Origin of the sequence: Acerihabitans arboris (assembly GCF_010131535.1) — a bacterium.
GTDB classification, from domain to species: domain Bacteria; phylum Pseudomonadota; class Gammaproteobacteria; order Enterobacterales; family Enterobacteriaceae; genus Acerihabitans; species Acerihabitans arboris.
Genome location: NZ_WUBS01000006.1, coordinates 47,758 through 74,612 on the forward strand (window position 1 = coordinate 47,758; position 26,855 = coordinate 74,612).

The window sequence follows — 26,855 nt, forward strand, 5'->3', positions numbered from 1 at the left end:
GCTCGGCGTCGGCCAGCGTCCGTTGCCGGCGGACGGCGGGGAATAGTTGCCCTTTGCCAGCATAATCATCACCTTCGGCTATACTGGTAAAGGTTTCTGGGTTCATTTATTCAAGACCCGTGTCAATCAAGCATTTTGCGAAAAGCAAACGCTATATAAGGAGTGTGGTTATGGGAATTCTATCTTGGATTATTTTTGGACTTATCGCCGGCATTATCGCTAAATTTCTCATGCCGGGCAGGGACGGCGGCGGTTTTATCATCACTATCATCCTCGGTATCGTCGGCGCCGTGGTCGGTGGTTATATCAGCACCTTCTTTGGTTATGGCCGCGTCGACGGCTTTAACTTCGGCAGTTTTGTCGTGGCGGTGATCGGCGCCGTCGTGGTGCTGTGGATCTACCGCCTGGTGAGAAGGTAATCGGCATCGCGGTTAATTTCGCGGATCAGCGCGCCGCGGCATTGCCGGTACCGGCTCCGGGCGGTGGAAGGGTAACTTAAAAGGCACGGTGACGCTGTTGGCGCCCCAGGCCGCACCTTATATAAAGCGTCTTATCGCCGCATCGGGCTGCAACCGGCCCACCGCAGTATCAGCAAGGCTGGATTTTCCAGCCTTCTTTTATTGCAGGGTCACGGCGTCCAGCGCGCGCAGGTGGCGCTCCTGCCAGGAGAGGGTAACCTCGCTGCCCGGCTTCCAGGCGGCATCCATAGCGGCGGCGCTGAGCTTCACCATAAAGTTGGGCTGGCCCGCCACCTCGGTCATCATGCGCACGTGATCGCCCAAATAGATGAACTGCGTGATCCTGGCGTTGATTTGCTGCGACCCCGCCGGCAGCTGGCCGGCCGGCACATTGATGCCGACGCGCTCCGGCCGGATGGACAGCATGATCTTGCGTCCCGGCGAACTGGGGCGCACCTTCAGCGCGCGCAGCGCGGTGCCGTCGTCCAGGGCGGTGCGATAAAATTCATCCTCGCTGCCCGTCTGGGTGGCCAGCAGACTGTTGTTTTCGCCGATAAACCGCGCCACGAAGCTGTTCTGCGGTTCTTCATACAGCGTGCTGGGGCTGTTGATCTGCTGGATAATGCCGTCGTTGAATACCGCCACCCGATCCGACATGGTCATCGCTTCGCTTTGATCGTGGGTCACATAGACGATGGTCAATTCCAACGCCTGGTGCAGCGCCTTGATTTCCATCTGCATATGCTCGCGCAGTTGTTTATCCAGCGCCCCCAGCGGTTCGTCCATCAAGACCAGCTTGGGTTCGAACACCAGCGCCCGCGCCAGCGCCACGCGCTGCTGCTGGCCGCCGGACATCTGGGCGGGATAGCGGTCGGCCAGGGCGGTCAGCTTGACCCGATCCAGCACCTTATCCACCTTCTCCTTGATATCGCTTTTATTCATCCGGCGAATCGACAGCGGAAAGGCCAGGTTCTGCGCCACCGTCATATGGGGAAATAAGGCGTAGTTTTGGAATACCATGCCGATATCGCGCCGGTGGGGCGGTAGATGATGTAACGGCCGATCGCGCAGGTAGATTTCGCCCTGGGTGGGCGTTTCGAACCCCGCCAGCATCATCAGGCTGGTGGTTTTACCGGACCCCGACGGGCCGAGCAGCGTCAGGAATTCCCCTTCGCCTATATCGAGGTTGAGGTTTTTAACCACCAGCTTGTCGCCATCGTAGGTCTTTTGGATATTTTTAAAGCTAACGTAATTCTTCATGATAAAACTCAACCTCGTAATCAAGACCGATTCGGAAACGATGTCCTGTTAATGGGAGTTAAGCAGGCGCAGCGGTTTGCCGACGAGGTTATGGCACGGAATATGCTTATCTTTAGGCGGGCGGCATGTCCCGGTGCTTACGGTGATTATTTTTACCATCGCGCCTGTGCCGCGACAAGCGATTTCAACGCTGAAAAGGCAAATATCCCGGGTAGGCTTTATATAAGCAAGCTCATGAATTTCTACGCTTTTTTAGCCATAATCGGCGCTCCGCGTCCACGCCGTACCCGGTCACCTAGCACCTCAGGCGCCTGGTTGATCGCCGCGTTCCCGCACTTAACCGCGCGCACCAAAAGGCGGCAACCGGCCCGATCCCGCGCATGGGCGCCCTGGCCACACGGCGCCGTCCCTGAAAGGCGGGCGCCATTATCCGGATGCGCCAGAACGTCGTATCAGCGCGGTTCGACAGGCGCCGGCTGCGTCATACAGGCCAGCAGGGTCATGAACGCGCTTTCTATTTGTTCTTCATCCACGCAGGCATACCCCAGCAACAACCCCTTTTTGCGCGCCGAACCGAGATAATAGGTCGACAGCGGCCTGACATAGACGCCTTGCCGGCCCGCCGCCTGGGAGAGCAGGATATCGTCGGCCTCGTCGGGCAGCGACATCACCAGGTGCAGGCCGGCGTTGCTGTCGTCGCGCAGCGCGTCCGGTCCGAGATGCGCCAGGATAAGCCGGCTCAGGACGGCGCGGCGCTTGCCGTACAGGAGGCGCATGCGGCGGATATGGGAAGCGTAGTGCCCTTCGGCGATAAACTGCGCCAGGGCCAGCTGGGTTATCCAGTGTCCGCCGCGATACAGCTCGGCGTGGGCCACCCGCATCTCCCGCGCCAGCGTCTGCGGCAGCACCATATAGCTGATGCGCAGCCCTGGATAGAGCGTCTTGCTGAAGGTGCCGATATAAATCACCGGCGCCTGCGGCGTCAGGCTTTGCAAGGCGGGAATAGGGTTGCCGGAGAAACGGAACTCGCTGTCGTAATCATCCTCGATCACCCAGGCGTTATGCTCCTGCGCGAGAGCCAGCAGGCGCTGGCGCCGCTGCAGGCTCATTACCGCGCCGGTGGGATATTGATGTGACGGTGTCACGCAGATCAGCCGCGGCGGCGTTTCACTGCCTTCCGGCGGCTTTAATCCCTGGTCGTCCACCGGTACCGGCTGGACGTCGACGCCGTTAATGGTCAGCACATTGCGCATGCCCCAATAGCTAGGTTCTTCAATCCAGGCGCGATCGCCCGGGTTGCACAGCATTTTCGCCAGCAAATCGACCGCCTGATGGGTACCCTCGGTAATGATAATCTGCTCCGCGCCGCAGTTTACCGAACGCGCCACCCGCAGGTAATCCACCAGCGCCTGCTGCAGCTCCGGGCTGCCGCCCATGCGGGAATAGGTCAGGTAATCGGGTTTGATGCGCCGGATAAGCCTGGAATGGATACGTCGCCACAGGCCGTGCGGAAAGCTGGATACATCCGGCACTCCCGGCATAAATGCCCCCCATTGATGGGGCGACGCGCCGGAACGGGCCAGCAAATTGGCGCCGCGCGCCGAAAACTCGTCCCCGGCCAGGCGCTCGCAGGCGGGCTGCTGCTCGTTCACCGGCGCCATGGCCCCGTCGGGCATATGATCGGTAACGAAGGTGCCGCTGCCGGCGCGGGTGAAAATATAGCCCTCCGCCAGCAGCTGTTCATAGGCGGCGCTGACGGTGTTGCGCGAAAGCGTCAGCTCTATAGCCAAGTCGCGCGTCGGCGGCAGGCGGCTGCCGGCACGGATGTCGCCGTCGAGGATCGCCAGGCGAATACAGTCATATAAACGCCGGTGCAGCGGCCCCTCGGTGCGGGCGGATAGATGCTGCAGCAGCATATCGGTTAATAACGAACGCAATTGGCACCTTCAATAAATTAAAACTGGCACTGGATTATAGATCCACAAAGCGGGTAAATAGCAATCGGGAGTTAGGCCGGGATCGATACCAGCGCACGTTATGCCGCATCATATTGGGAGAAGTGCCAGCATGAACAACAGCGAATTAAACCAACGTCGTCTAGCCGCCACGCCGCGCGGCGTCGGCGTTATGTGTGATTTTTATGCCGCGCGCGCGGAAAACGCCACGCTGTGGGACGTCGAGGGCCGTGAGTATACCGACTTCGCCGCCGGTATCGCGGTATTGAACACCGGACACCGCCATCCGAAAATCGTCGCGGCGATCAAAGCGCAACTAGAGCTGTTTACCCATACCGCCTACCAGATTGTGCCCTACGGCAATTATGTGGAACTGGCCGAACAGCTTAACGCCCGGGTGCCGGTCGCCGGTCCGGTGAAAAGCACGCTGTTCAGCACCGGCGCCGAAGCGGTGGAAAACGCGGTGAAAATCGCCCGCGCCTATACCAGGCGTCCCGGCGTCATCACCTTCGGCGGCGCGTTCCATGGCCGCACGCTGCTGACCTTGGCCCTAACCGGCAAAGTCGCGCCCTATAAGCTGGGCTTCGGTCCGTTGCCCGGCCAGATTTTCCATGCGTCTTATCCCAATGAGCTGCACGGCGTGTCCGTCGGGCAGGCTCTTGCCAGCATCGACAGCCTGTTCCATACCGATATCAGCCCGGATCAGGTGGCGGCGATTTTGTTCGAACCCATCCAGGGGGAAGGCGGATTTAACGTCGCGCCCGCCGAATTTATCGTTGCGTTGCGCAAGCTGTGCGACCAGCACGGCATTTTGCTGATTGCCGACGAAGTGCAAAGCGGTTTTGCCCGCACCGGTAAACTGTTCGCCATGGATCACTGCCCGCAGGTTAAAGTGGACTTGATAACCATGGCGAAAAGCCTGGGCGGCGGCATCCCCATCTCCGCCGTCGCCGGCCGCGCCGACGTGATGGATGCCCCGGCGCCGGGCGGGCTGGGCGGCACTTACGCCGGCAATCCGCTGGCCGTGGCGTCCGCGCTGGCGGTGCTGGGGGTGATTGAGGATGAACAGCTTTGCCAACGCGCCCAGCGCCTTGGCGGCCATCTGATGGAAGTGCTGCAACAGGCGCGGCAATCTTGTCCGTCCATTTCCGCCGTGCGCGGCCGGGGTTCCATGGTGGCGGTCGAATTTGCCGACCCGGCCAGCGGCAAGCCTGACGCGCGGTACGCCAAGACCATCCAGCAACAGGCGCTGGAACAGGGATTATTGCTGTTGACCTGCGGCGTGCACGGCAACGTAATTCGTTTTCTGTATCCGCTCACCATCCCCGATGACCAGTTCACCGCGGCGCTGGACCTGCTGAGCCGGCTACTCAAGTCATAAATACGTAAGGATGTAACGATTATGCAGCTTAATCACCCGCAACTGCTCCGTCACCAGGCGTTGATCGACGGTGAATGGCGCGATGGCGACAGCGGCGCGCGCGAAGCCGTCATCAATCCGGCGACCGGGGAAATATTGGCTGAGGTGGCGCAGGTCAGCGCCGCCCAAACCCGGTTTGCCATCGATGCCGCGGCGCTGGCCCTGGCGCCCTGGCGGGCGCTGACCGGCAAACAGCGCGCCGCGCTGCTGCAACAATGGGCAAGGTTAATCAGCGAGCATCAGGAAGATCTGGCGCGGCTGCTGACCGCCGAACAGGGCAAGTCCCTGGCCGAGGCGCGCGGCGAAATCGCCTATGCCAACAGCTTCATCGAATGGTTTGCCGAAGAGGGCAAACGGGTTGAGGGCAGCATCCTGCAGTCGCCCCAGGCCCGGCAGCGGCTGCTGGTGTTAAAGCAGCCCATCGGCGTTACCGCCGCCATCACCCCCTGGAACTTCCCGGCGGCGATGATCACCCGTAAGGTTGCACCCGCCCTGGCGGCGGGTTGCACCATGATCGTCAAACCCGCCGAACAAACGCCGCTTACCGCGCTGGCGCTGGCGCAACTGGCGCTGCAGGCGGGCATCCCGCGCGGCGTTTTGCAGGTGGTGACCGGCCCCGCCGCCGACGTGGGCCGGGTACTGTGCGCCAGCCCGGTGGTGCGCAAACTGAGTTTTACCGGATCTACCGAGGTAGGGCGCCTGCTGATGGCGCAGTGCGCGCCGACCGTCAAAAAGCTCTCGCTGGAGCTGGGCGGCAACGCGCCGGTCATCGTATTCGATGATGCGGATCTCGATGCCGCGGTGGCCGGCATCATGGCGTCGAAATTCCGCAACAGCGGGCAGACCTGCGTTTGCGCCAATCGCATTTACGTTCAGCGGGGGATTTATCCCGCCCTGGTCGCCCGGCTGATAACCGAAGTGGGGGCGCTCAGGGTGGGCAACGGCATGGCGGAGGGCACCACGCAGGGGCCGCTTATTGACGCGGATGCCGTCGGCAAGGTGCGTTCGCATATCGACGATGCGCTGTCGCAGGGCGCCACGCTCCTGGCGGGCGGCAAACCCCACGCGCTGGGCGGCACCTTCTTTGAGCCGACCCTGGTAGGCGATGTGACAAGCCGGATGCGTTTTGCCCGCGAGGAAACCTTCGGTCCCGTGGCGCCGCTGTTCCCCTTTGGCGACGAAGCCGAGGCTATCGCCATGGCCAACGACACCAAATTCGGCCTGGCCGCCTACGTATTTACCCGTGACGCCGCCCGGCAATGGCGGGTGCCCGAAGCGCTGGAATACGGTATGGTCGGCATCAATACCGGCTTGATTTCCAATGAAGTGGCGCCGTTTGGCGGCGTCAAGCAGTCAGGACTCGGGCGCGAGGGATCGCGCTTCGGCATCGACGAATACCTGGAAATGAAATACCTGTGCGTGGATATCGCCGCGTCCTGATAACCCGCGTTTCCCCGGCCCGCTTTCGCCTGGGACCGGGGCCGCAACCCGGGTTGCATCGCCAAGGTGCAACCCGGTAATTAAATGCACAGCCTTAACGCATCATCCGGGTACAACCCGGTATCCAACGCCCAGCCATACCCTGATTTTACCGCTTCCTGCTCCATTTTCAAAAAGTCGCCAAAGTGGCACGAAACCTGCTTGATGTATGATGCATCATTTAACTTTCGCTGGCGAAAATTTTAGGGGATAGGGTATGTTGAAACAATTAGCGGTATCCACATTACTGGTCGGTCTGGCCTTCCAGGCGCAGGCCGACACGCTCACCGTGATTTCCTTTGGCGGACAGAACAAGGTCGCGCAGGAAAAAGCCTTTTACCAGCCGTTCAAGGCCGCGGGCAAAGGCGAGATCGAGGCCGGGGAGTATAACGGTGAAATGGCCAAGATCCGTTCCATGGTCGAAACCGGGCAGGTGGGGTGGGACCTGGTGGAAGTCGAAGGGCCTGAACTGCGCCGCGGCTGCGACGAAGGGTTGTTCGAACCTCTGGACTGGTCGAAGCTGGGCGACAAAAGTGAATATGTGCCGGGATCGGCCACCGAATGCGGCGCCGGTATTTTCCTCTGGTCCACCGTGCTGACCTATGACGCGCAGAAACTGAAAAAAGCGCCGACCAGCTGGGCCGACTTCTGGAACGTGAAGGATTTCCCCGGCAAGCGCGCGCTGCGCAAGAGCGCCAAGTTTACGCTCGAGATTGCCCTGCTGGCCGACGGCGTAAGGCGCGAGGACGTGTATTCACAACTGGCGACGCCGGTGGGTGTCGACCGCGCCTTCCGTAAGCTCGATGAAATCAAATCCCATATCCAATGGTGGGAATCCGGCGCGCAGCCGCTGCAATGGCTGGTATCCGGCGACGTGGTCATGAGCTCCGCCTATAACGGTCGCGTAGCGGCGGCGGCCACCGAAGGGCATGATTTCAAGATGGTATGGGATAACAGCCTGTACGATCTGGACAGCTGGGCCATCGTAAAAGGATCCAAGCACAAGGCCCTGGCCGAACAGTTTATCGCCTTCGCCAATCAGCCTGAAAACCAGAAGGTATTCGCTGAAAATATTCCTTACGGCCCCACCAATAAAAAAACCATCGGCCTGATCGAACCGGCGATTGCCGCCAACCTGCCGACGTCCCCGGATAACCTGGCCAATGCGCTGGCGGTGGATACGCAGTTCTGGATTGAGCACGGCGAAGATCTTGAACAGCGCTTTAACGCCTGGGCCGCTCAGTAAGGTTTGACCGAATGGAATCGCCATGCACACCGGAGAAGAAACAATGACACCCATGGAAGCTATGCCGGCGAAAGACGTGATCGCCGACGCTTTAAACACCACCACGCTGAAACAGCAACTGTATCAGTCGCAAAAGGTCTACAAGCGCCGCACCTGGCTGCTGGTGGCCCCGCTATTGCTGTTTATCCTGGTCAGTTTTGTGGTGCCCATTGCGTCTGTCCTGATGAAAAGCGTGGCGAATCCGGAAATTCGCGCAGGCTTGCCCACCCTGACGGCGATGTTGTCCCGTTGGGACGGCGCCAGCCTGCCGGATGAGGCAACCTTCCAGGCGCTGGTCAGCGATCTGCGCCTGGCGCGCGCCAACGGCCAAATCGCCTCGGTGGCCAAGCGGCTGAGCTACGAAAGCCCGGCGTACCGCAGTTTGATTATGCATACGCTGCGCGCCGCTCCCGACGCGCAGTCCGGCACGCGCGCGGCGCTGATCGAGGCTCTGCCGCAGTGGGGGGACGTTACCGTCTGGCGTTCGGTGCAGCGCGCCAGCCGGCCCTTAACCAGCTATTACGCCCTGGCGGTCTTCGACCGCAAGGTGGATATCCGGACCGGACAGATAACGCACCTGCCGGAAGGACAGGCGCTGTATGTGGATGTGCTGCTGCGCACGCTGCTGATGGCGGCGGTGGTGACGCTTATTTGCGTGGCCCTGGGTTATCCGTTGGCCTATTGGCTGGCCAAACAGCCGGCCGGGCGCGCCAATCTGCTGATGATTATGGTGTTGCTGCCGTTCTGGACCTCGTTAATCGTGCGCACCGCCAGCTGGATTGTATTGCTGCAATCCGGCGGCTTAATCAACGGCGCGCTGCTGCATACCGGCATTATCGACAAACCGCTGGTCCTGGTGTTTAACCGCGTCGGCGTCTATATCGCCATGACACATATCTTGCTGCCTTTTATCGTCCTGCCGCTGTATGCGGTGATGAAAGGCATTTCACCCAATTACATGCGCGCCGCCATTTCGCTCGGCGCGCATCCGTTCACCGCCTTCTGGCGGGTGTATGTGCCGCAAACCTACGCCGGCGTGGCGGCGGGGGGATTACTGGTGTTTATCATGGCCATCGGTTATTACATCACGCCCGCGCTGCTCGGCGGACCCGGCGATCAGATGCTGAGTTATTTCGTGGCGTTCTTTACCAATACCACGATGAATTGGGGCATGGCGGCGGCGCTCGGCAGTCAACTGCTGATCATCGTGATCCTGCTCTACATCGTCTATCTCCGGGTGACCCGGACTCAGGCGGAGCTGGCCGCGCATTAACCGGGAGAATAAAAATGATCAGACAAGAAGGCCTGTTGCTGATGCGGTTGTGGAACGCCGTATTTAATTTTTACGGCGCGGCGGTGCTGCTGTTCCTGGTGGTGCCGGTACTGATAATCGTGCCGTTGTCGTTTAACTCCGGTTCGTTTCTCAGCTATCCGCTCAATGGCTTTTCCCTGCGCTGGTATCAGGCGTTTTTTCATTCCCGCGAATGGCTGGGGGCGCTGGGCAACAGTTTGCTGATAGCGCCGCTGGCCACGCTGCTGGCGACGGTCCTCGGCGTATTGGCCTCGGTGGGCCTGGTGCGCGGCGAGTTTCGCGGCAAGACCCTGGTAATGGCGATCATTGTCTCGCCGATGATAGCGCCGGTGGTGATCGTCGCGGTGGGCATGTTTTTCTTTTTCGCCCGCATTTCGCTGTTGAACAGCTATCTCGGCCTGGTGCTGGCGCACGCCATGCTGGGCGTACCCTTTGTGGTCATCACCGTTACCGCGGTGCTGAAAAACTACGATCGTAACCTGTCGCGCGCCGCCGCCAGTCTCGGCGCGCCGCCCTGGCTGGTGTTTGCCCGGGTGACATTGCCGCTGATTGCCCCCGGCGTTTTTTCCGGCGCGCTGTTCGCTTTTGCCGCGTCATTTGATGAAGTGGTAGTGACGCTGTTCCTGGCAAGCCCGGGGCAGCGTACCCTGCCGATCCAGATGTTTGCGGGCATCCGCGAGAATCTCGACCCGACGATTGCCGCCGCCGCATCCCTGATGGTGGGCGCCTCGCTGATACTGTTATTGGTCATGGAGATGCTGCGCCGCCGGGCCGCGCGCATTCGCGGCGCCGAAGGACGCTTCTAAGCGGACGGAAGGTCGTCCGATGGACGGTTGGCCGCGGTAAATTGCGCCAGGATTCCGTGACTGTCCAGTATATCCTGCCGAATGGCGGCGGCGGCGGCATCGCCGTCGTGCTGGCGCAACGCGGCCAGCAGTTCCTGGTGATGGCCGATGGTCATCTGCTGGGTTAACTGGGCATAAGCCTGGGCGATAAGCGGGCCGGTGCGCATCCAGAGCCGGTCGACAAAGCTGCTCAGCACCGGCATCATCGCGCTTTGCGCCACCAGTAAATGAAATTCGCTGTTGAGCCGCAATGCCGCCACCCAATCCTCTTCGGTAATGGCGCGGATATTGCGCCGGATATTCACGGTCAGCAACTGGACGGCGGCGGGGGTGATCCTGGCCGCCGCGCGCTGCGCGCCCAGTCCTTCCAATTCAATGCGCAGCGTCTTCAGCTCCAGGTACTGTTCATGGGTCAGCGACGGTACGCGAATATCTTTCGGGGTACGCATCTCCAGCGCCTGTTCGTTGGCCAATTGCAACACCGCATCCCTGACCGGCGTCACGCTGGTGCCGACCTGGGCGGCCAGCTCACGGATGCGCAAGCGATCGTTGGGCTTTAACTGGCCGGTAATCAACGCCTGGCGCAGATTGGCGTAAACGCTTGAGCCAAGATAAGAGTGTTCTATGGGACCTGGTTGGTAACTCAAGGGTGGACCTGCCTGAAAGCCGCCGCGGCGGCAAAAAAATGTCTACATCAAATATACAACATGATGCGTCAAATGCCCACGCGCGCCGCGATCCCGTTAATGCGGGTCCGCAGGGCGGCCGGGGATCGTGATTTACACTTTTGCCGAGTAGGTGTTAGTTGGTTTTGACGATAGGCGTTCGCCAAAAAAAAGCCTAATCTTTCATATCGTTGACCGGCGCCGCCGGTAACGGCCCATGGCGCAAGGTTCGCCGCCGAGGCCGGATGGTCCGGGCTTATTCATTATTAAGGGAGACACACCTATGAAAGCGATTGCTTATACCCAGCACGGCTTACCTATCAAAGACCCCCGGGCGCTGGTTGATATCGACCTGCCCAAACCGACCCCCGGTCCACGCGATATCGTCGTGGCGGTCAAGGCTGTTTCGGTGAATCCGGTCGATACCAAAGTCCGCGCCGGCGCGGCGGTAACCGCGCCCCGCGTGCTGGGCTGGGACGTCGCCGGCGTCGTTGACCAGACCGGGCCGGAGGTCACGCTGTTCAAGCCGGGCGATGAGGTGTTTTACGCCGGTTCCATCACCCGCCCGGGGTGCAATAGCGAATTCCATGTGGTGGATGAGCGCATCGTCGGGCGCAAGCCGGCCTCGCTGGACTTTGCCAATGCCGCCGCGCTGCCGCTGACCTCGATTACCGCCTGGGAGCTGTTGTTCGACCGCCTGGGCGTGGCCGAAAACGGCGGGGAAGGCGACGCGCTGCTGATTATTGGCGCCGGCGGCGGCGTCGGATCGATATTAACGCAGCTGGCGCGCAGGCTGACCCGCCTGACCGTCATCGGCACCGCCTCGCGCCCGGAGACCCGCGAGTGGGCGCTTAAGCTTGGCGCTCACCATGTGATCGATCATCGCCGCCCGCTGGTGGCACAGTTAACGCAACTGGGCATCGCGAATGTCAGGTACGTGGCCAGCCTGACCCACACCGACAGCTACTATCCGCAGCTGATCGACGCGCTTGCGCCGCAGGGCCGCCTGGCCCTGATTGACGATCCGGCCGCCCTTGACGCCATGCCGCTCAAAACCAAATGCCTGTCGCTGCATTGGGAATTTATGTTTGCCCGCGCCAAATATGAAACCGCCGATATGATCGAACAGCATCACCTGCTGGATCGCGTCGCGGCGCTTATCGATAAGGATGTGCTCAAGACCACCTTGGGCCAGCATTTCGGCGTCATCAACGCCGCCAATCTCCGTGGAGCGCATGCGCTGTTGGAAAGCGGCGCCGCGCGCGGCAAGATCGTGCTCGAGGGCTTCTGAAGCCCGCGCTGGTATTATCATTACATTAACGCCGACTTATTTAGCGGCGTTAATGTAATAAGCATGAAAATTAGTGAGTGCTGTCAAAGACAACGCGGGAATTTTTCGGTAATTTAGCGGGCCGATATCCTCATAATGCCCTCACTATGCCAGGTTGCGAGCCGCGCATGACGGGAGTTATTTTCCGAGCCGTTGTCTATGCATGAGTTCAATTTGGTTTTACTGCTGCTGCAGCAGATGTGCGTCTATCTGGTCATTGCGTATCTGCTGAGTAAAACACCGCTGTTTATCCCGTTGATGCAAGTCACCGTCCGCCTGCCCCATAAGCTGCTGTGCTATGTCATGTTTTCCATGTTTTGCATCATGGGCACCTATTTCGGCCTGCATATCCAGGACTCCATCGCCAATACCCGCGCCATCGGCGCGGTGCTGGGCGGTCTGCTGGGCGGTCCGGTGGTGGGGGTGCTGGTCGGTTTGACCGGCGGCCTGCACCGTTATTCCCTGGGCGGCATGACCGCCGTCAGCTGCATGATTTCCACCGTGGTGGAAGGGCTACTGGGCGGCCTGGCGCACCGGCTGCTGCTCAGGCGCGGGCGCATCGATCGCCTGTTTAACCCCTTTACCGCGGCCGGCGTAACGCTGCTGGCGGAAATTTTCCAGATGATCATTATCCTGTCGGTAGCCCGACCGTATGAGGAGGCATTGCGATTGGTCAGGAGCATCGCCCTGCCGATGATTGTCACCAACAGCGTCGGGGCGGCGATGTTTATGCGCATCCTGCTGGACCGGCGGGCGATGTTCGAAAAATATACCTCGGCCTTTTCCGCCAGGGCGCTGAAAATCGCCGTCTGTACCGAGGGTTTCCTGCGCCAGGGGTTTAACCAGGAAAACAGCATGAAGGTGGCCGAGGTCATCTACCAGGAGCTGGATATCGGCGCGGTGGCCATTACCGACCGGGAAAAGCTATTGGCGTTCATCGGCCTCGGCGACGACCATCATTTGCCGGGCACGCCGATTTCCTCGGCGCATTCACGCCGGGCCATCGACAACAATGAGGTCTTTTACGCCGACGGTAACGAGACGCCATACCAGTGTTCGTTACAACGTAACTGCAAGCTGGGCTCGGCGCTGGTGATCCCGCTGCGGGGCGAGAACGGCGAGGTGATCGGCACCATAAAGCTGTATGAGGCCAAGAACCGCCTGTTCAGTTCCATCAACCGCACCCTGGGCGAAGGCATTGCCAGCCTGCTGTCGGCCCAGATCCTGGCCGGGCAGTATGAGCGGCACAAGCTTCTGTTGACCCAGTCGGAAATCAAGCTGCTGCACGCCCAGGTCAATCCGCATTTTTTGTTCAACGCCCTGAATACGCTGGTGGCGGTGATCCGCCGCGACAGCGAACAGGCCAGCCAGCTGGTGCAAAGCCTTTCGACCTTTTTTCGCAAGAACCTCAAGCGCTCGGAAGAAGTGGTCACGCTGGCCGACGAAATCGAGCATGTTAACGCCTACCTGCAGATCGAAAAAGCGCGTTTCCAGGACCGTCTGCAAATCCGCTTTGATTTGCCGGAAGCCCTGCTCGGCATGCACCTGCCGGCCTTCTCGCTGCAGCCGCTGGTGGAAAACGCCATCAAGCACGGCACGTCGCAACTGCTCGGCGAGGGGATCGTGACGCTGCGCGCACGGCGGCATGACCACCGCTTATTGCTCAGCATCGAGGATAACGCCGGTTTATACCAACTGGCGGCCGGCAATACCGGCCTTGGCATGAACCTGGTGGATAAACGCGTGCGGGTACGCTACGGCGAGGGCTATGGCATCAGTGTCGAATTCAAGCCCGAGCTGTTTACCCGTATCATCCTGAGCCTGCCGCTGGAGGAAGAGGCGAAATGCTGACCGTGCTGATTGTCGATGATGAGCCGCTGGCCCGTGAAAACCTGCGCTGCCTGCTCCAGCAGGACCCGTTAATCACTATTATCGGCGAGAGCGCCAACGCGCTGGAAGCCATAGGCGCGGTGCACCGCCTGCATCCGGACGTGATTTTCCTTGATATCCAGATGCCGCGCATCAGCGGGCTGGAAATGGTCGGCATGATCGACCCGGCCTGCATGCCCTATATCGTGTTCCTCACCGCCTTCGATCAATATGCCATCCGCGCCTTTGAGGAGCATGCGTTCGATTACCTGTTAAAGCCGATTGAATCGCGCCGCCTGGCCAAAACCCTGAACCGCCTGCATAATGCGCGGCCGGAGCAGGATATTGCCGTATTATCGGGACAGGAAAACGACCTGAAATATATTCCCTGCACCGGCCACAGCCGGATTTATTTATTGAAAACCGACGAGGTGCTGTTTGCCAACTCCAGGCTGAGCGGGGTGTATGTTACCGGCCTTGAGGGCGGCGAGTGCTTCACCGAGCTGACGCTGAAAGTGCTGGAAAGCCGCACGCCCCTGGTGCGCTGCCACCGGCAATTTCTGGTCAATATGGCGCATCTGCGCGAGATTCGCCTGGAGGAGTCCGGGCAGGCCGAAATCGTATTGAACAACGGCCAGTCGGTGCCGGTTAGCCGCCGTTACCTGAAGTCCCTCAAGCAAATACTGGGACTGAAGGCCTGAGCGGCAACGCGTCGCCCGCGGCAGGCGCGTGGCGTCATGCCGCACCTGACGGCCCGGCTGCGCGGGAGATTCAGGCTATCAGCGCCGGCCGCCGGGGGCCGGCGGCGGCGTTCAAGATTGGCCGGGCAGGGTTTTTTCCATTAGCGCCCGTACCCCGGCCCGATCTTTTGCCGTTGCCGGATTGTAGATCACCATGCCCAGATCCGGTTTGCCGTCGACCGCGAAAGCCGAATATTCCAGCGTAATCAGTCCCAGGGTCGAATGCTGGATATATTTGGTTCCCTCGCCGTGCAGGCCGACATCCTGGTCGCGCCACAATTCCCTGAACTCCGGGCTGGACAGGCCCAGCTCATCGACCAGCGCCTTGGCGCGCGCGCCAAACCCGGTCCTCGCCGTTTCGGCGCGAAACGTGGCCACCACAAAGCGGGCGACGCTTTCCCAGTTGGGTATCTTGGCCTGGACGCCGGGCTTGCAGAAGATCATGCGCAGGATATTGCGCTGCGCCTCGGGAAGCGTCGCATAATCGGCCAGCACCACCACGGCGGCGCGATTCCACGCGATGATGTCCCATTCGGCGGTCTTCACATAGGCGGGGATGAACTCCAGCGAGTCCAGCACCCGCTGCAGTTGAGGCGATACGCAGCGACTCTTGGGATAATCGATTTCGGGCGGGCGGTTTTGCGCAAGGAGAAACAGATGCTCGCGCTCGACGTCCGTCAGTTCGAGCGCGCGGGCGAGCCGGTCCAGCACCTCGGCCGAGGGCGCGCCTCCGCGTCCCTGCTCAAGCCACGTGTACCAGGTGACGCTGACGTTGGCGCGCTGCGCCACCTCTTCGCGACGCAGCCCCGGCGTGCGCCTGCGGCTCATGGGATACCCCAGGCGCGACGCGTCCAGCCTGGTGCGGCGGTACCTGAGATAGTTTCCCAGCAGATTGCCATCCTCTGAAATTGCCATGCCCTACCTTCCCGCGGGTCCTCGCCGCGCATGGTCGCATGCCCGGCCTGTCGGTTATCGTAGCAGTATAACGCCACGGCCTTTCGCCGGCCAGACGGCGTTATCGCCTATCCCTTGTCCTGCTTGGCAGGGCCGGCATAATAGGGCAAGCTGGCGGTAAAGATAGCGTGCGGGGAAACGGACCTATGCAACATCATGACCTGCTGGCGTCGCTCTGGCGCCTGGGCGCGCTGCCGCCCGAGGCGCTGGCGCAAACCTTCCTGACCGGCGCCGATCCGCTCTTTCCATCCTCTTTCCGCGTCGGCGCCGCCGCGCAAAGCGCCATAGCCGCCGCGGCGCTGGCGGCCTGTGAGCTGGGACACGCGCGCGGCGCGGCCCGCCAGCGGGTGGCGGTGGATATGGCCCATGCGGCGGTGGAATGCAGCGGCTGGTTCTCCCTTGACGGCCGGGTGCCCGGCCCGTGGGATCATTTTTCCGGCCTGTATCGCTGCCGCGACGGCCATGTGCGCATTCATGCCAACTTTGCGCATCATCGCGAGGGGGCATTATTCCTATTGGGCCTGGATCCGGCAAACGCCACGCGCGCCGACGCCGAACGCGCCTTGTCGGCCTGGGACGCGTTTGACTACGAACAGGCCAGCGCCGGGCGCGGCCTGGTGGCGGCGGCGCTGCGGCGTTTTGACCAATGGGACGACACGCCGCAGGGCCGGGCGGTTGCCGGCCAACCCCTGCTGACCCTCGAGCGTATCGGTGACGCGCCTCCGGCGGATCTTACGCCGCTGCGTGATGATCAATTGCCCCTGACCGGGGTGCGCCTGCTGGATTTGACCCGGATCCTGGCAGGTCCGGTGGGCGGCAGGGCGTTCGCCGCCCTGGGCGGCGACGTGATGCTGGTGAATTCGCCCAACTTGCCCAATATCGAGTCGATTGCCGACACCAGCCGGGGAAAACGCTCGACGCTGGTGGATTTGCGCACGCCGCAAGGCTGCGCCACGCTATGGCGCCTGATTGGGCACGCGCACGTGTTCTCGCAGGGCTATCGTCCGGGCGGGCTGGCGGCGCTTGGGTTTTCACCCGAGGCGCTGGCCGAACGCCGGCCGGGCATCGTCTGCGTTTCCCTTACCGCCTACGGCACCCAGGGTCCCTGGGCCATGCGCCGCGGTTTTGACTCACTGGTGCAGACCGCCATGGGGTTTAACCATGCCGAAGGCGAAGCCGCCGGCAACGGCCGGCCGCGGCCGCTGCCAATGCAAATTCTCGATCAGGCCACCGGCTACCTGATGGTCTTCGGCGCGGCGGCGGCGCTGTGGCGCCAGCGGCGGGAAGGGGGGAGTTGGCATGTACAGGTTTCGTTGGCCCAGACCGGCCACTGGCTGCGCGGACTGGGACGCGTCGAGCGCGGATTGCACCGCGTCCCGCCGGATTTCAGCCCCTGGCTCGATACCGCGGCGTCCGGCTTCGGCGAGCTGCGCGCCGTAAGGCCCAGCGCACAGCTTGAACGCACGCCGGCGGGATATGCGTTCACCTCGATGCCGCCCGGCAGCAGCCCGGCGGTATGGTGGTGAACGGTTACCACGTCGTCATATCCCGTCGCGGCGGCGCGCCAAACATACGCGCGTATTCACGGCTGAATTGGGACGGACTTTCATATCCTACCCGCCAGGCCGCCATCTCCGCGTTGGCGGCGCCCGTCACCATCAACTGACGCGCCGCAAGCAGGCGCAGGCGCTTTTGGTATTGCAATGGCGTCATCGCGGTCAACGCCTTGAACCGGCGGTGAAACGCCGATGGGCTCATCCGCGCCACCGCCGCCAGTTCACGGATACGCACCGTCTCGGCATAGCGCTCCCGCAGGGTGTTAATCGCGCTGACGATCCGCTGCGCGTGACCGTTTGCCAGCACGATATTGGCCACCTCGCCGCCATGGGGACCGGTCAGCAGCCAATAGCATATTTCCCGCATGATCATCGGCGCCAGCACCGGGATCGCGTTGGGCGTATCGAGCAAACGCACCATCCGTAGCACGCAGTCCGACAGCGGGCCGGCAAAGTCGGTGACACAAACGCCGTGGCCGGTCGCGACATCCAGTGCCGGCGGTGTCCCGAGATGGGCTAAAACGTCGCGCATTACCCCCAGGTCGAACTCAATCACCACGCCAAGAAACGGCTGGTCGGAGCTGGCTTTAGCCACCCGGCTGAACGCGGGCATTTCAACGCTGACGACCAGCGCCTGGCCCGGCCCGTAGTCATACCGCCGGTTGCCGAACAGCGTCCATTTCGCGCCCTGGGCCACCACGCAGAGGGCGGGTTTCATAATCAAATGCGAAGGCGGCCTTTCATGCTCCGAGCACAGGATTGTCAGCCCTTCGACGGCGGTCACGAAAGGATTCTCCCCGGCGTGGGTGTCGGTGTAACATTCGAGGGCGTCGGCCAGGGCATTTTTCACGGCGATATCTCCGCGTTCGTCGGTGATAGCATAGTAGCGATGTGCGGCGCCAAAGTGTAGGGGCCTGGCAGGATTGGGCAAGAATGGGGTGAGATCGGGCATTCAGCCGACCGACCGGCCGGCATAAGCTGGTTCGCACAGCGTATTAAGGAGCCAGATATGACGACAGAACATGCAAGGGGGCCGGCGGCAAAAGTTGCCATTGTCACCGGGGGAAGCCGTGGCCTGGGGCGGAGTACCGTACTTAACCTCGCCAGCCGGGGAGTCAGTTCCATCTTCACCTACCGCGCCAACCGGACGGAAGCGGAAAAGGTGGTCAGCCTGGTGGAGGCTGAAGGTCAGCGGGCGGTGGCATTACCCCTCGACACCGGCCGGGCCGAAACCTTCGGCGTATTTGCCGGGCGGGCGGGGGAGGCGCTGGCTAAGCTTGGCGCCGCGCGTTTCGACTACCTGGTCAACAACGCCGGTATATCCCATCACGCGCCGTTCGGGCAGGTCACCATGGAAGAATTGGACAATCTGTATAATGTCCATTTCAAGGGCGTCTTTTTCCTGACGCAACGGCTGCTGCCGCTGATCAATGACGGCGGACGTATCGTGAATATCTCATCCGGCCTGACGCGCATTACTTTTCCAGGCAGCGCGGCCTATGGGTCGATGAAGGGCGCGGTCGAGGTGCTGACCCGCTATCTTGCCCTGGAGCTGGGGCCGCGCCGCATTGCCGTCAACACCGTGGCGCCGGGCGCTATCGCCACCGACTTCAGCGGCGGCATGGTACGTGACAATCCCGAGATGAATAAACGCGTTGCGCAGAGCACCGCGCTGGGCCGCGCCGGCCTGCCGGACGATATCGGGCCGATGATCGCCGCGCTGCTCAGCGACGATAATCGCTGGGTCAATGCCCAGCGTATCGAGGTCTCGGGCGGGATGCGTATTTAGTCGTACACTTGCACAACACATAAGTATACGCTAATGTATTAAGCATGATTGAAAACGACATCTTCAAGGCGTTGGCCGATCCGACCCGCCGCGCCATCTTTGAAAAACTGGCGGTCGGCAGCATGAACGCCAGCGCATTGCGCGTAGGCATTGAGATTAGCCAATCCGCCATGTCGCAGCACCTGGCGGTGCTGCGTAACGCCGGGCTGGTGCGCGAAGAGCGGCAGGGCCGTTTTGTTAACTACCAAATTGATCCGCGGGGCTTGGCACTTGTCGCCCGATGGCTGGCGAAGTATCGTGCCTACTGGCCCGCGCGGGTGGATGATTTGAAGATTTTGCTGAAGGACATGGATCAATGACCAACCCAAAAACCGAAAATCATGCCAACGAACTGCTGTTCGAATACGTGCTTGATGCGTCCCCGGAGAAGGTGTGGCGGGCCCTCAGTATTCCCGCGCTGCGTGAAAAATGGTTGCCCGATGTTGCCTGCGCGCAGTCCGAGCCCATTTCATCTACCCCGGAGGCGGAGATATGTTACCGCATGCGTGATGATGAAGAACCGCCTTTCCTTGAAAGCCGGGTCACCTTGCAAATCAGGCCCAACGACATGGGCGGAACCATTCTGACCATCATCCACCGGCTGCCTGACGCGCGGCTGAACGGTCATTCGTCGGCTGCGGCAAACGACGACGCGTGTTATCTGATGCTTGCCGCCTGAGCCGGCTTGGCGGGGCACACAATAGTTGGCAAACAGGAGTCGTCCATGCGCGAAGCGATGCAACTCATCCCGATGGTCGTCGAGCAATCCAGCCGGGGTGAACGATCGTTCGATATTTATTCACGTCTGCTGCGCGAGCGCATCATCTTCCTCAATGGTGAAGTCGACGATGCGATAGCCGCTTTGGTCTGCGCGCAGCTTCTTTTCCTGGAAGCCGAGAATCCGGAAAAGCCCATCCATCTGTATATTAATTCGCCCGGCGGGGTTATCACCAGTGGTCTCGCCATGTATGACACCATGCAATTCATCAAGGCGCCGGTCTATACCCTTTGCATGGGAACCGCGCGCTCAATGGGATCATTCCTGCTGATGGCTGGCGAGCCGGGCCAGCGTGCGGCGCTGCCCAACGCGAGTCTGCATGTTCATCAGCCGTTGGGCGGTTTCCAGGGGCAGGCATCGGATATCTTTATCCATGCCGAAGAAATGCGGCAAACGAAACGCCGCATTACGCGGTTGTACGCCGAGCATTGCGAACGCGCCTATGACGAGGTTGAGCGCGATCTCGACCGCGACCGCTTCATGTCGTCCGAGCAAGCGCTTGAGTGGGGATTAATCGATCGCATTCTGTATAAGGCGCAAGGTTAATGCCGGAAGTCATGCCGGTCGCGACGGCCGATCGCCATTGACAGCCGCTTCCACGCCATCAAGAAAACCCGCGACGATTAACCGGCTCTCGCCAAGGTCGCGCAGCCTTTCGTCCATCTTCTCGACTTCCCGGCGCAACGCCGCCCTGACCTCGTTGCAGGGTACAAAACGCGGCTGGTTGTCCAGGATACAGGGCAGCAGGATACGGATGGTTTCAATCTTCAAACCCGCCGCGCTCAGCATGCGGATGCGCTGCGCGGCCTGTATTTCCATCTCGCCATAGTCGCGGTAGCCTGACACCGCGCGCAGCGGTTGCAGCAAGCCTTCCTGTTCGTAGTAACGCAGCATCCGCTCGCTGACGCCGGCGCGGCGCGCCAATTCTCCAATGCGCATGACCAACCCCTGTATTTTTGCTTGACCTTGACAGCACTGTCAGAGTTTAGCCTATAGCCTTCATAGATAACAGAGAGCGTTAAAATCATGCCGACGATCGAAATTGAGGGTACTACAGTCTCCTATCAGGCCGATGGAGCGGGTCCTGGACTGGTCTTGGTGCATGGCACCGGCGGCGATGGGGAAAGCAACTGGGGAAATGTGGTCGAACGTTTCACGCCGCGCTGGAAAGTCGTGCGGCCCGACTACGCGGGGTCAGGAAAGACCGTGGACGGCGGCGCGCCGCTGTCTATCGCGCAGCTGGCCGCGCAGGTTGTCGCGTCCGCGCGGGCCGCCGGCGCAACGCCGTTCGATCTGGTCGGTTTTTCGCTGGGGGCGAGCCTGGCGGCGTATATCGCCGCCGAATATCCGCAGGAGGTGCGCGCCTTGGTGCTGCTGGCCGGCTTCGCCTCAGCTGGGGACGGGCGTATGCAGCTGGAGTTCGGCCTGTGGCGCGACCTGATCCACAGCGACCGCCGCGCAATGGCCCGTCTTCTGTTGCTGACCGGGTTGAGCCCCGATTTTCTCGCCGGCCTTAGCCCCCGGCAGATTGAGGAAAATATCGACGCCATTATCGCCGGCAACCAATGGGAAGGCATGGGGCGCCAGGTGGCGCTTAACCTGACGCTGGATGTGAGCGGACAGGTCAGGCGCATCGCCAAACCCACGCTGGTGATCGGCTGCCTCCGGGATCACATGGTGCCGCCCGCCCATGCGCGGGCGCTGGCCGCGTCGATTGCCGGCGCCCGCTATGCGGAGCTGGCCTGCGGACACCTGGCGACGCTGGAACGTCCTGATGAATTTACGCAATTGGTGACGGACTTCCTGCTCGCCGGCGGGCGATAAGCGTTTCTAAACGCCTGAGAGGACGGACGGATCGCCGGTAAGCCAGACATTGTCGACCGTGTTGCGCTGGATGAGCCAGATCTCGCCCCGTCTCACCAGTTCGACATTGTAGCGGTTTTTCATCAGGTAGTGGCGCGAGCGATCGTTTCGCGGCACGTGCTGCGCTTCCACCAGCGCCTCCAGATGCGCTGTATCACCGTCGACGGTTATCCGCGGGTTGCTCACGGAATGCGTGGTGTCGAGTTGGCTGAGCGCGTTCGACAGGGCCGTGACGATATTGTCCCTGCCTTCCAGCACGGGATATTCAAAGCCGGCTTTTGCCGCGGCGGGCCTGAAATCGGATACCGCATCCTCTGTAAGCGCGGAAGCGAGCAGGTCTTTGTCGCGCAGATCGATGCCGGCGGCGAATCGGTATAAAGCCTCGACCACAGCGAGCTTGACTGCGGTTTCCTCAACATAGGTGGACGACATGGGTAACTCCTTATTAAAGTGGGCCTCAATGGTATATTAGGTATACTAGGTGTCAATCAGGCACTTAAAAGCCAGCAGGTATCCTGGAGGAAACCGCATGTTGAATACCGGCGATCGGCTGGTGGCTTAAGCCGGGTTATCCTTGTAAGCAGGGGCAAAGGGCAGGTCTGCCGTCAGTGGCTACAGATAAGAAGTCTGTCCCGATCCTCATGACGCTTTGCGAGATGCCGTTGTCGTTAAAGGCCACCAGACGCCGCGTGAACGGCATCATCGATAACACGTTGACTTATCGTCTTCCCTGGCTCGAAAACCGAGCCGTTATTATCCGTCTAATATTCAGTCGTTGTCTTACGAATAAAATATATAGCGGATTATTCTGAAGCATATTTTTTTAATTTTATATTCAATTATAAAATTAGGGATAACAATAAATTATTTGATAAATTTATCTTTTTTTTAAATTCAATAAAATCATATCTGAAATGCTTTAAAGTATTTATGCTGGCCTTGGATAAACTTGTTGACATCACTATGGTTAATTATATATAAAAGATTGCGGCTGAAGAAATGAATGTCCTTAGACCGCTAACCTTTCTTGAATTAAAATTAATTGGAGGAAATATATATGCCTGAATTGCAAAAAATTCTTGAAGGACTCGATGAAAAAGATTTTCTGAAGGCGCAAGAAAACGTTGATGTCATGCGTAACGAAGAAGGCTGTTTCGTGAATGTTCGAATGATTGCTTACGACGATTTGGCCTGAATGTAAATATGGTGGGGAACTCAACATGTTCCCCGCTAATATAAATATAGATATGGAGATGGAAATGATACATTTGATCGGCGTAGATGAAGTTTTGAAAAACATGGCTGTACTTGGGGCTCCGCTATCGAGGAAGTCTCCTGCTGGCTTTGATGAGATAGAGTTTGGATTCCATGATTTTCTGAGAGATTATCAACCTGATGTACCGCGATCAAATATTTTGGGCTCACAAATAATTGATGATCGTGAAATGGAAGACAAACTGACAGAACTTTATCGCACAGATGCTTTGTTAAATGACAGAGAACAATCTTCATTGATTGGAGACCCTCTAGAGGATGGACTGCGTGAAAAAAGAAACAATTTTTTACTAACAGCAATTGAGGAAATGAAAGATAAAATGCCAAAAAACTTCTATGTTTTCCAGATGACGATTGATTCTTTATTTCAAAGGAATTCAATCGGCTCAGGTGGAGGTTCTACTTCTAATGCCGTGGGCGTTATCTGGATAAATAGCCGTAATCACTGGCATAAACAGGACTTGACAGAGTTGCTTATACATGAGTTAACACACAATTTAGTATTTATTGATGAACTGCGTTACTTACATTTTAGGGATTATAAACTCCTTCAGAAAAAAGAGAACTATGCAAAGTCAGCAATACTTAATATGAACAGGCCAATTGATAAGGTCTTTCATAGCATCATTGTCGCTGTCGAAGTGCTGATTGCCAGACGTAACTATCTCAGTGAACCGGAAAAAACTCACGTTCACCCACCATCAGGTAAAATGATTACTCAAACACTTGAAGCGCCGGATTCATTAACCAGCCTTGAAAATTATAAAAATTTGCTAACAGACAGAGGGCAGTCACTCATTCTGAAGTGCCGTGAGCATATTGACATCATGATTATGCAGGAAAGGAAAAGTGCATAGCTCGTAAAATAACCGCTGGGGTTCTGATACTTACACCTTCTGATAAAGGACTAAAGTTAAAATGGCAGGAAGGAATTCAGCGTTCAGATTCTTGATTAACCGATATTTTTTTCTCTCTCTGTTTTTTCTCATCATCCAACAACTCATTGTGGCTTCATCCACATATTGGATAGGTGGACTGGCTGAACAAGTTGGTAGCAATGAAAATTTCACGTTGTATTTGGTTTTTTTTGTGTTGTCTTTGATAATAGTATATATTCCTTCTTTTTTCTCTGCGATTTTTCTGGAAAAATCAAAGTTTATAGCGCTCGAAAAATACATAGATATATTTAGACGTAATTTCTGGAATAAAGCCTCCATAAGAACAAATAAAAATTATAAAGATCTCCATCTTCCCTATGTTTCTACTGAGGGATTTTTAGTGTTTGAGGAGAGCTTCAAATTCATTTTTGACTGGATATCTGTAATTCTCAATGTCTCGTTTAGTGTCTTAGTATTAGCGCTAGTTGTTAATGTTTCAATTGTATGGCCATATATTATAAGTCTCTGTTTGATATGCGTTAATGTTTTTTTATTCAGGAAAAAAATACAGGATGAAGGCGCTCATTCTCAAACTTCAAGAACTGCTCTTCAGCGGGTATTATCACTTTCATGGGATAATATCTTATTGGGTAACAAATACAATCTTTTGCTTTATCAACGCGAGTTGCAGGTACGCCAGATATTAGCCTCGGAATCTGCAATTCATTGTCAATATTGGAGCAACATTGCATCCACTTTGGGCATGCTACTGACGATGGCGCCGGTCTTCATATGGTCAGGTGTGCTGTTCTATAAAAATATAGCAGTCCCGTCTATCCTTGCTGTACTGGTTGCCACACTGCCTAGGCAAATAATGATTCTTCAACATGCTTATATCGCTATTTTTTATACTACAAGTTGGTCAGCGTTAAAAGCCAGATTATTGGGCCTTGGTAAGTCCGCCGAGATCCCAGTGATATCTCAGAAAATTGAGGATCGTATCCAATGGGAACTATTTGAATGTGAGACTACCGGTGCTTTATCTGAAGGAGTAAATTTACAGCACATGAACAGCGCTTCTATGCCTCTCTCTGGTAGAATAACGATTAGAGGACCGAACGGCGCAGGTAAATCTTCTTATCTTTGCTGGCTTAAAGAACAAATTGGCGATTGTGCCTATTATCTGCCGGCACATCATGAATTGATTTTTAAAAATACCCTCAGTAAAAATCTATCAACCGGACAAGCGGCACAGGAATATCTTGAGGAACTTTCACAAGTGGCTGCGATAGAAATAAAAATTCTCATGTTGGATGAGTGGGATGCTAATTTAGATCTTAGTTCACGTACTAGGTTGAATAATCTGATCGATAAGCTAAGCCAGTCGATACTGATTGTTGAAGTTCGTCACGGCTACTAATTTTAGTGAAGGTCGCTTTAAAACTTAAAATATTTGGCTGGCGCGGCCGAACGACGTTACGTAACCGATGTCAGCAAATCGCGGGAGGAGGGGCAGTTCTTGACCGGGTCACGGATGCCCATGCGCGGTCGAGTTTGATGCTTATATAGCACCGGGGCGGCGGCTCGCCACCCGGACAACCCAGGCCAACGTGCCTCAGGAACCGGCGGGCGGGGCCGATTTTCGGCTGGCGCCGGGCGGCAGGCCGGTGGTGCGCTTGAAGGCGCGGCTAAAGGCGGCCTGGGACGTGTAGCCGAGGCGCAGCGCCACGGCTTCGATGGGCAGCCTGTCGTGGATCAGCCACTGGCTGGCGAGGCGCATCCGCAGTTCCGTGGCGTAGCGTAGCGGCGGCGTGCCGATAATGGCCTGGAAACGTTCCGCAAAGACGGAGCGGGAGGCATGGCATTCCGCCGCCAGCGCTGGGGGTATCGGAAGCCTTGGCGGGGCAGGCGGTAACGGTGACGGCGGCGGCGGCGCTGTTTTCCGGATTGCTGGTGCCGGGCCTGACGCGAGGGATCGACCGGCGGTTGGTACTGCTGTGTTTTTCCACGCTGATGACCGCCTCCAACCTGCTGGTGGCCTTCTCCTCAAGCCTGACGGTGCTGCTGCTGATGCGGATCCTGCTGGGCATTGCACTGGGCGGTTTCTGGAGCATGGCGGCGGCAGTGGCGATGCGCCTCGTGCCCGCGGCGCTGTTGCCGCGCGCCCTGTCGATTATCTTCAGCGGCATTGCGGTGGGAACCGTCGTGGCGGTGCCGCTTGGCAGCTACCTGGGCGGAATGTACGGCTGGCGCAGCGCCTTCGTGGCGGCGGCCGCGGTCGGTGTGGTGACGTTGATCTTCCAGTTGTTCACGCTGCCGCGGCTGGCGCCCCGCAGGACGGCGCGGCTGAGAACGGTGCTGGAGGTGCTGTTGCGCCCGGGTATTGCGCTGGGAATGCTGGGCTGCGTGCTGGTGCACACCGGTCACTTCGCGCTGTTCACCTATATCCGGCCGTTCCTGGAAAGTACTACCGGCGTCGGCCCCGACGGACTGGCGCTCATGCTGCTGGGGTTCGGCGTGGCCAACTTTGCCGGCACGCTGCTGGCCGGGCGGCTGCTTGAGCGCAGCCCCCGCGGGACGCTGGCGTTGATGCCAGCGCTGGTCGGCGTTGCTGCGTTGGCCCTGGCGCTGCTGCCTGCCTCCGTGGCCGGCCAGGCGCTGCTGGTGGCGCTCTGGGGCATGGCTTTTGGCGGCGTGCCGGTGGCGTGGTCGAACTGGGTGGCCCGCGCGGTGCCCGACCAGGCGGAAAGCGCGGGCGGGATGGTGGTGGCGTCGGTGCAGGCCGCCATCGCCGCCGGCGCCGCCGCGGGGGGCGCGATGTTTAGCTTCAAAGGCATCGCCGGCGTGTTCATGGCCGCCGGCGTCTTGATGATGCTTGCGGCGCTGCTGATAGCGCTGCGGGTCAGGGTCGAATCACCCCGGCACGGCGCCGGCGCTGGTCCGGCGTCGCATCGGTGATATCCGCGGGCGGATGCCGGGGTAGGTTCGCGCCGTTCGCCATCTGCCCCGGATGATAGATTGGCCTGTGCGCGGACCATGTGTACCGGGCGTTTGCCCATGCACGGGGATGCAAACCACGCCGATGTTGCGCCCACGATCGGCAAC

The 26,855-nt window shown here is 59.0% G+C and carries 25 protein-coding genes and 2 pseudogenes; 19 read left to right on the forward strand and 8 right to left on the reverse strand.

Annotated features, from left to right (window positions below):
* Positions 1-170: 170 nt before the first annotated feature.
* Complete coding sequence (locus GRH90_RS09535) at positions 171-419, forward strand: GlsB/YeaQ/YmgE family stress response membrane protein (RefSeq protein WP_162365713.1); 249 nt, start codon at positions 171-173, stop codon at positions 417-419.
* A 198-nt stretch (positions 420-617) separates the two neighbouring features.
* Here the strand turns inward: GRH90_RS09535 and GRH90_RS09540 are convergent, their stop codons facing one another.
* Together GRH90_RS09540 and pdxR are read right to left on the reverse strand one after the other, a co-directional pair.
* Positions 618-1,718 (reverse strand): ABC transporter ATP-binding protein, encoded by a 1,101-nt coding sequence (locus GRH90_RS09540; RefSeq protein ID WP_162365714.1) that lies wholly within the window; start codon positions 1,716-1,718, stop codon positions 618-620.
* 452 nt (positions 1,719-2,170) lie between these two features.
* A complete protein-coding gene (gene pdxR, locus GRH90_RS09545; RefSeq protein WP_162365715.1) occupies positions 2,171-3,655 on the reverse strand; it encodes a MocR-like pyridoxine biosynthesis transcription factor PdxR in 1,485 nt (494 codons plus the stop codon).
* 130 nt (positions 3,656-3,785) lie between these two features.
* Between pdxR and GRH90_RS09550 the strand changes: the two genes are divergently transcribed.
* From GRH90_RS09550 to GRH90_RS09570, 5 genes are all read left to right on the forward strand, one after another.
* The gene (locus GRH90_RS09550; RefSeq protein ID WP_162365716.1) at positions 3,786-5,054 is read left to right on the forward strand and encodes a 4-aminobutyrate--2-oxoglutarate transaminase; all 1,269 of its coding nucleotides are present in this window, start codon (positions 3,786-3,788) and stop codon (positions 5,052-5,054) included.
* A gap of 21 nt (positions 5,055-5,075) precedes the next feature.
* Positions 5,076-6,533 (forward strand): NAD-dependent succinate-semialdehyde dehydrogenase, encoded by a 1,458-nt coding sequence (locus GRH90_RS09555; RefSeq protein ID WP_162365717.1) that lies wholly within the window; start codon positions 5,076-5,078, stop codon positions 6,531-6,533.
* Between the two features lie 256 nt (positions 6,534-6,789).
* Positions 6,790-7,818, forward strand: coding sequence for an ABC transporter substrate-binding protein (locus tag GRH90_RS09560; RefSeq protein WP_162365718.1), 1,029 nt, complete (start codon positions 6,790-6,792; stop codon positions 7,816-7,818).
* A gap of 52 nt (positions 7,819-7,870) precedes the next feature.
* Positions 7,871-9,130 carry an ABC transporter permease gene (locus GRH90_RS09565; RefSeq protein ID WP_246235974.1) on the forward strand — a complete coding sequence of 420 codons (1,260 nt, stop codon included), beginning with the start codon at positions 7,871-7,873 and terminating at the stop codon, positions 9,128-9,130.
* Positions 9,131-9,144: 14 nt separating this feature from the next.
* Positions 9,145-9,975: an ABC transporter permease gene (locus GRH90_RS09570; RefSeq protein WP_178113098.1), complete on the forward strand. Its 831-nt coding sequence runs from the start codon at positions 9,145-9,147 to the stop codon at positions 9,973-9,975.
* On the opposite strand, the gene GRH90_RS09575 is transcribed toward GRH90_RS09570, so the two are convergent.
* Positions 9,972-10,661, reverse strand: coding sequence for a GntR family transcriptional regulator (locus GRH90_RS09575; RefSeq protein WP_162365720.1), 690 nt, complete (start codon positions 10,659-10,661; stop codon positions 9,972-9,974). The two genes, GRH90_RS09570 and GRH90_RS09575, sit on opposite strands and share 4 nt — an antisense overlap.
* 301 nt (positions 10,662-10,962) lie before the next feature.
* Between GRH90_RS09575 and GRH90_RS09580 the strand changes: the two genes are divergently transcribed.
* The 3 genes from GRH90_RS09580 to btsR all read left to right on the forward strand — a co-directional run bounded on the left by GRH90_RS09580 (position 10,963) and on the right by btsR (position 14,579).
* Positions 10,963-11,970: a zinc-binding alcohol dehydrogenase family protein gene (locus GRH90_RS09580; RefSeq protein ID WP_162365721.1), complete on the forward strand. Its 1,008-nt coding sequence runs from the start codon at positions 10,963-10,965 to the stop codon at positions 11,968-11,970.
* A 198-nt stretch (positions 11,971-12,168) separates the two neighbouring features.
* Positions 12,169-13,860, forward strand: coding sequence for a sensor histidine kinase (locus tag GRH90_RS09585; RefSeq protein WP_162365722.1), 1,692 nt, complete (start codon positions 12,169-12,171; stop codon positions 13,858-13,860).
* Positions 13,854-14,579 (forward strand): two-component system response regulator BtsR, encoded by a 726-nt coding sequence (gene btsR, locus GRH90_RS09590; RefSeq protein ID WP_162365723.1) that lies wholly within the window; start codon positions 13,854-13,856, stop codon positions 14,577-14,579. Before GRH90_RS09585 ends, btsR begins: the two co-directional genes overlap by 7 nt.
* Positions 14,580-14,690: 111 nt before the next feature.
* Here the strand turns inward: btsR and GRH90_RS09595 are convergent, their stop codons facing one another.
* A complete protein-coding gene (locus tag GRH90_RS09595) occupies positions 14,691-15,533 on the reverse strand; it encodes a helix-turn-helix transcriptional regulator (protein WP_162365724.1) in 843 nt (280 codons plus the stop codon).
* Between the two features lie 185 nt (positions 15,534-15,718).
* On the opposite strand from GRH90_RS09595, the gene GRH90_RS09600 reads away from it, so the two are divergent.
* On the forward strand, positions 15,719-17,098 hold the full coding sequence (locus GRH90_RS09600) for a CoA transferase (RefSeq protein ID WP_162365725.1): 1,380 nt from the start codon (positions 15,719-15,721) through the stop codon (positions 17,096-17,098).
* Positions 17,099-17,102: 4 nt separating this feature from the next.
* On the opposite strand, the gene GRH90_RS09605 is transcribed toward GRH90_RS09600, so the two are convergent.
* Positions 17,103-17,978, reverse strand: a complete 876-nt coding sequence (locus GRH90_RS09605) for an AraC family transcriptional regulator (protein ID WP_218586234.1) — start codon at positions 17,976-17,978, stop codon at positions 17,103-17,105.
* 159 nt (positions 17,979-18,137) lie between these two features.
* Here GRH90_RS09605 and GRH90_RS09610 point away from each other — a divergent pair, with 159 nt between their 5' ends.
* The 4 genes from GRH90_RS09610 to GRH90_RS09625 are packed head-to-tail and all read left to right on the forward strand — an operon-like array spanning position 18,138 to position 20,280.
* Positions 18,138-18,917 (forward strand): SDR family NAD(P)-dependent oxidoreductase, encoded by a 780-nt coding sequence (locus GRH90_RS09610; protein WP_162365727.1) that lies wholly within the window; start codon positions 18,138-18,140, stop codon positions 18,915-18,917.
* A gap of 44 nt (positions 18,918-18,961) precedes the next feature.
* Positions 18,962-19,276 carry an ArsR/SmtB family transcription factor gene (locus tag GRH90_RS09615; protein ID WP_162365728.1) on the forward strand — a complete coding sequence of 105 codons (315 nt, stop codon included), beginning with the start codon at positions 18,962-18,964 and terminating at the stop codon, positions 19,274-19,276.
* Positions 19,273-19,635 (forward strand): SRPBCC family protein, encoded by a 363-nt coding sequence (locus tag GRH90_RS09620; protein ID WP_162365729.1) that lies wholly within the window; start codon positions 19,273-19,275, stop codon positions 19,633-19,635. Before GRH90_RS09615 ends, GRH90_RS09620 begins: the two co-directional genes overlap by 4 nt.
* 45 nt (positions 19,636-19,680) lie before the next feature.
* A complete protein-coding gene (locus GRH90_RS09625) occupies positions 19,681-20,280 on the forward strand; it encodes an ATP-dependent Clp protease proteolytic subunit (protein WP_162365730.1) in 600 nt (199 codons plus the stop codon).
* 9 nt (positions 20,281-20,289) lie between these two features.
* On the opposite strand, the gene GRH90_RS09630 is transcribed toward GRH90_RS09625, so the two are convergent.
* A complete protein-coding gene (locus GRH90_RS09630) occupies positions 20,290-20,673 on the reverse strand; it encodes a MerR family transcriptional regulator (protein ID WP_162365731.1) in 384 nt (127 codons plus the stop codon).
* Between the two features lie 87 nt (positions 20,674-20,760).
* Here GRH90_RS09630 and GRH90_RS09635 point away from each other — a divergent pair, with 87 nt between their 5' ends.
* A complete protein-coding gene (locus tag GRH90_RS09635) occupies positions 20,761-21,558 on the forward strand; it encodes an alpha/beta fold hydrolase (RefSeq protein ID WP_162365732.1) in 798 nt (265 codons plus the stop codon).
* Between the two features lie 6 nt (positions 21,559-21,564).
* On the opposite strand, the gene GRH90_RS09640 is transcribed toward GRH90_RS09635, so the two are convergent.
* Positions 21,565-22,029 carry a nuclear transport factor 2 family protein gene (locus GRH90_RS09640; protein WP_162365733.1) on the reverse strand — a complete coding sequence of 155 codons (465 nt, stop codon included), beginning with the start codon at positions 22,027-22,029 and terminating at the stop codon, positions 21,565-21,567.
* Positions 22,030-22,654: 625 nt separating this feature from the next.
* Between GRH90_RS09640 and GRH90_RS09645 the strand changes: the two genes are divergently transcribed.
* From GRH90_RS09645 to GRH90_RS09655, 3 genes are all read left to right on the forward strand, one after another.
* Positions 22,655-22,792, forward strand: coding sequence for a hypothetical protein (locus GRH90_RS09645; RefSeq protein WP_162365734.1), 138 nt, complete (start codon positions 22,655-22,657; stop codon positions 22,790-22,792).
* Between the two features lie 64 nt (positions 22,793-22,856).
* Positions 22,857-23,729 (forward strand): aKG-HExxH-type peptide beta-hydroxylase, encoded by an 873-nt coding sequence (locus tag GRH90_RS09650; RefSeq protein WP_162365735.1) that lies wholly within the window; start codon positions 22,857-22,859, stop codon positions 23,727-23,729.
* 61 nt (positions 23,730-23,790) lie between these two features.
* Positions 23,791-25,170 (forward strand): ATP-binding cassette domain-containing protein, encoded by a 1,380-nt coding sequence (locus GRH90_RS09655; RefSeq protein WP_162365736.1) that lies wholly within the window; start codon positions 23,791-23,793, stop codon positions 25,168-25,170.
* 195 nt (positions 25,171-25,365) lie between these two features.
* On the opposite strand, the pseudogene GRH90_RS09660 reads toward GRH90_RS09655, so the two are convergent.
* A pseudogene (locus GRH90_RS09660) lies at positions 25,366-25,626 on the reverse strand (helix-turn-helix transcriptional regulator); the annotation flags it as partial.
* 2 nt (positions 25,627-25,628) lie between these two features.
* Between GRH90_RS09660 and GRH90_RS09665 the strand changes: the two are divergent.
* Positions 25,629-26,708: pseudogene (locus GRH90_RS09665) on the forward strand (MFS transporter); the annotation flags it as partial.
* Positions 26,709-26,855: the final 147 nt, after the last annotated feature.

Excerpts from the sequence above, each read along its gene's own strand:
- GRH90_RS09640 (WP_162365733.1), bottom strand. The coding sequence starts at position 22,029 with ATGTCGTCCACCTATGTTGAGGAAACCGCAGTCAAGCTCGCTGTGGTC.
- GRH90_RS09655 (WP_162365736.1), top strand. The coding sequence starts at position 23,791 with ATGGCAGGAAGGAATTCAGCGTTCAGATTCTTGATTAACCGATATTTT.
- GRH90_RS09565 (WP_246235974.1), top strand. The coding sequence starts at position 7,871 with ATGGAAGCTATGCCGGCGAAAGACGTGATCGCCGACGCTTTAAACACC.
- GRH90_RS09650 (WP_162365735.1), top strand. The coding sequence starts at position 22,857 with ATGATACATTTGATCGGCGTAGATGAAGTTTTGAAAAACATGGCTGTA.
- GRH90_RS09620 (WP_162365729.1), top strand. The coding sequence starts at position 19,273 with ATGACCAACCCAAAAACCGAAAATCATGCCAACGAACTGCTGTTCGAA.
- GRH90_RS09535 (WP_162365713.1), top strand. The coding sequence starts at position 171 with ATGGGAATTCTATCTTGGATTATTTTTGGACTTATCGCCGGCATTATC.
- GRH90_RS09555 (WP_162365717.1), top strand. The coding sequence starts at position 5,076 with ATGCAGCTTAATCACCCGCAACTGCTCCGTCACCAGGCGTTGATCGAC.
- GRH90_RS09615 (WP_162365728.1), top strand. The coding sequence starts at position 18,962 with ATGATTGAAAACGACATCTTCAAGGCGTTGGCCGATCCGACCCGCCGC.
- GRH90_RS09645 (WP_162365734.1), top strand. The coding sequence starts at position 22,655 with ATGCCTGAATTGCAAAAAATTCTTGAAGGACTCGATGAAAAAGATTTT.
- GRH90_RS09595 (WP_162365724.1), bottom strand. The coding sequence starts at position 15,533 with ATGGCAATTTCAGAGGATGGCAATCTGCTGGGAAACTATCTCAGGTAC.
- btsR (WP_162365723.1), top strand. The coding sequence starts at position 13,854 with ATGCTGACCGTGCTGATTGTCGATGATGAGCCGCTGGCCCGTGAAAAC.
- GRH90_RS09610 (WP_162365727.1), top strand. The coding sequence starts at position 18,138 with ATGACGACAGAACATGCAAGGGGGCCGGCGGCAAAAGTTGCCATTGTC.
- GRH90_RS09560 (WP_162365718.1), top strand. The coding sequence starts at position 6,790 with ATGTTGAAACAATTAGCGGTATCCACATTACTGGTCGGTCTGGCCTTC.
- GRH90_RS09635 (WP_162365732.1), top strand. The coding sequence starts at position 20,761 with ATGCCGACGATCGAAATTGAGGGTACTACAGTCTCCTATCAGGCCGAT.
- GRH90_RS09585 (WP_162365722.1), top strand. The coding sequence starts at position 12,169 with ATGCATGAGTTCAATTTGGTTTTACTGCTGCTGCAGCAGATGTGCGTC.
- GRH90_RS09570 (WP_178113098.1), top strand. The coding sequence starts at position 9,145 with ATGATCAGACAAGAAGGCCTGTTGCTGATGCGGTTGTGGAACGCCGTA.
- GRH90_RS09580 (WP_162365721.1), top strand. The coding sequence starts at position 10,963 with ATGAAAGCGATTGCTTATACCCAGCACGGCTTACCTATCAAAGACCCC.
- GRH90_RS09540 (WP_162365714.1), bottom strand. The coding sequence starts at position 1,718 with ATGAAGAATTACGTTAGCTTTAAAAATATCCAAAAGACCTACGATGGC.
- GRH90_RS09625 (WP_162365730.1), top strand. The coding sequence starts at position 19,681 with ATGCGCGAAGCGATGCAACTCATCCCGATGGTCGTCGAGCAATCCAGC.
- GRH90_RS09630 (WP_162365731.1), bottom strand. The coding sequence starts at position 20,673 with ATGCGCATTGGAGAATTGGCGCGCCGCGCCGGCGTCAGCGAGCGGATG.
- GRH90_RS09550 (WP_162365716.1), top strand. The coding sequence starts at position 3,786 with ATGAACAACAGCGAATTAAACCAACGTCGTCTAGCCGCCACGCCGCGC.
- GRH90_RS09600 (WP_162365725.1), top strand. The coding sequence starts at position 15,719 with ATGCAACATCATGACCTGCTGGCGTCGCTCTGGCGCCTGGGCGCGCTG.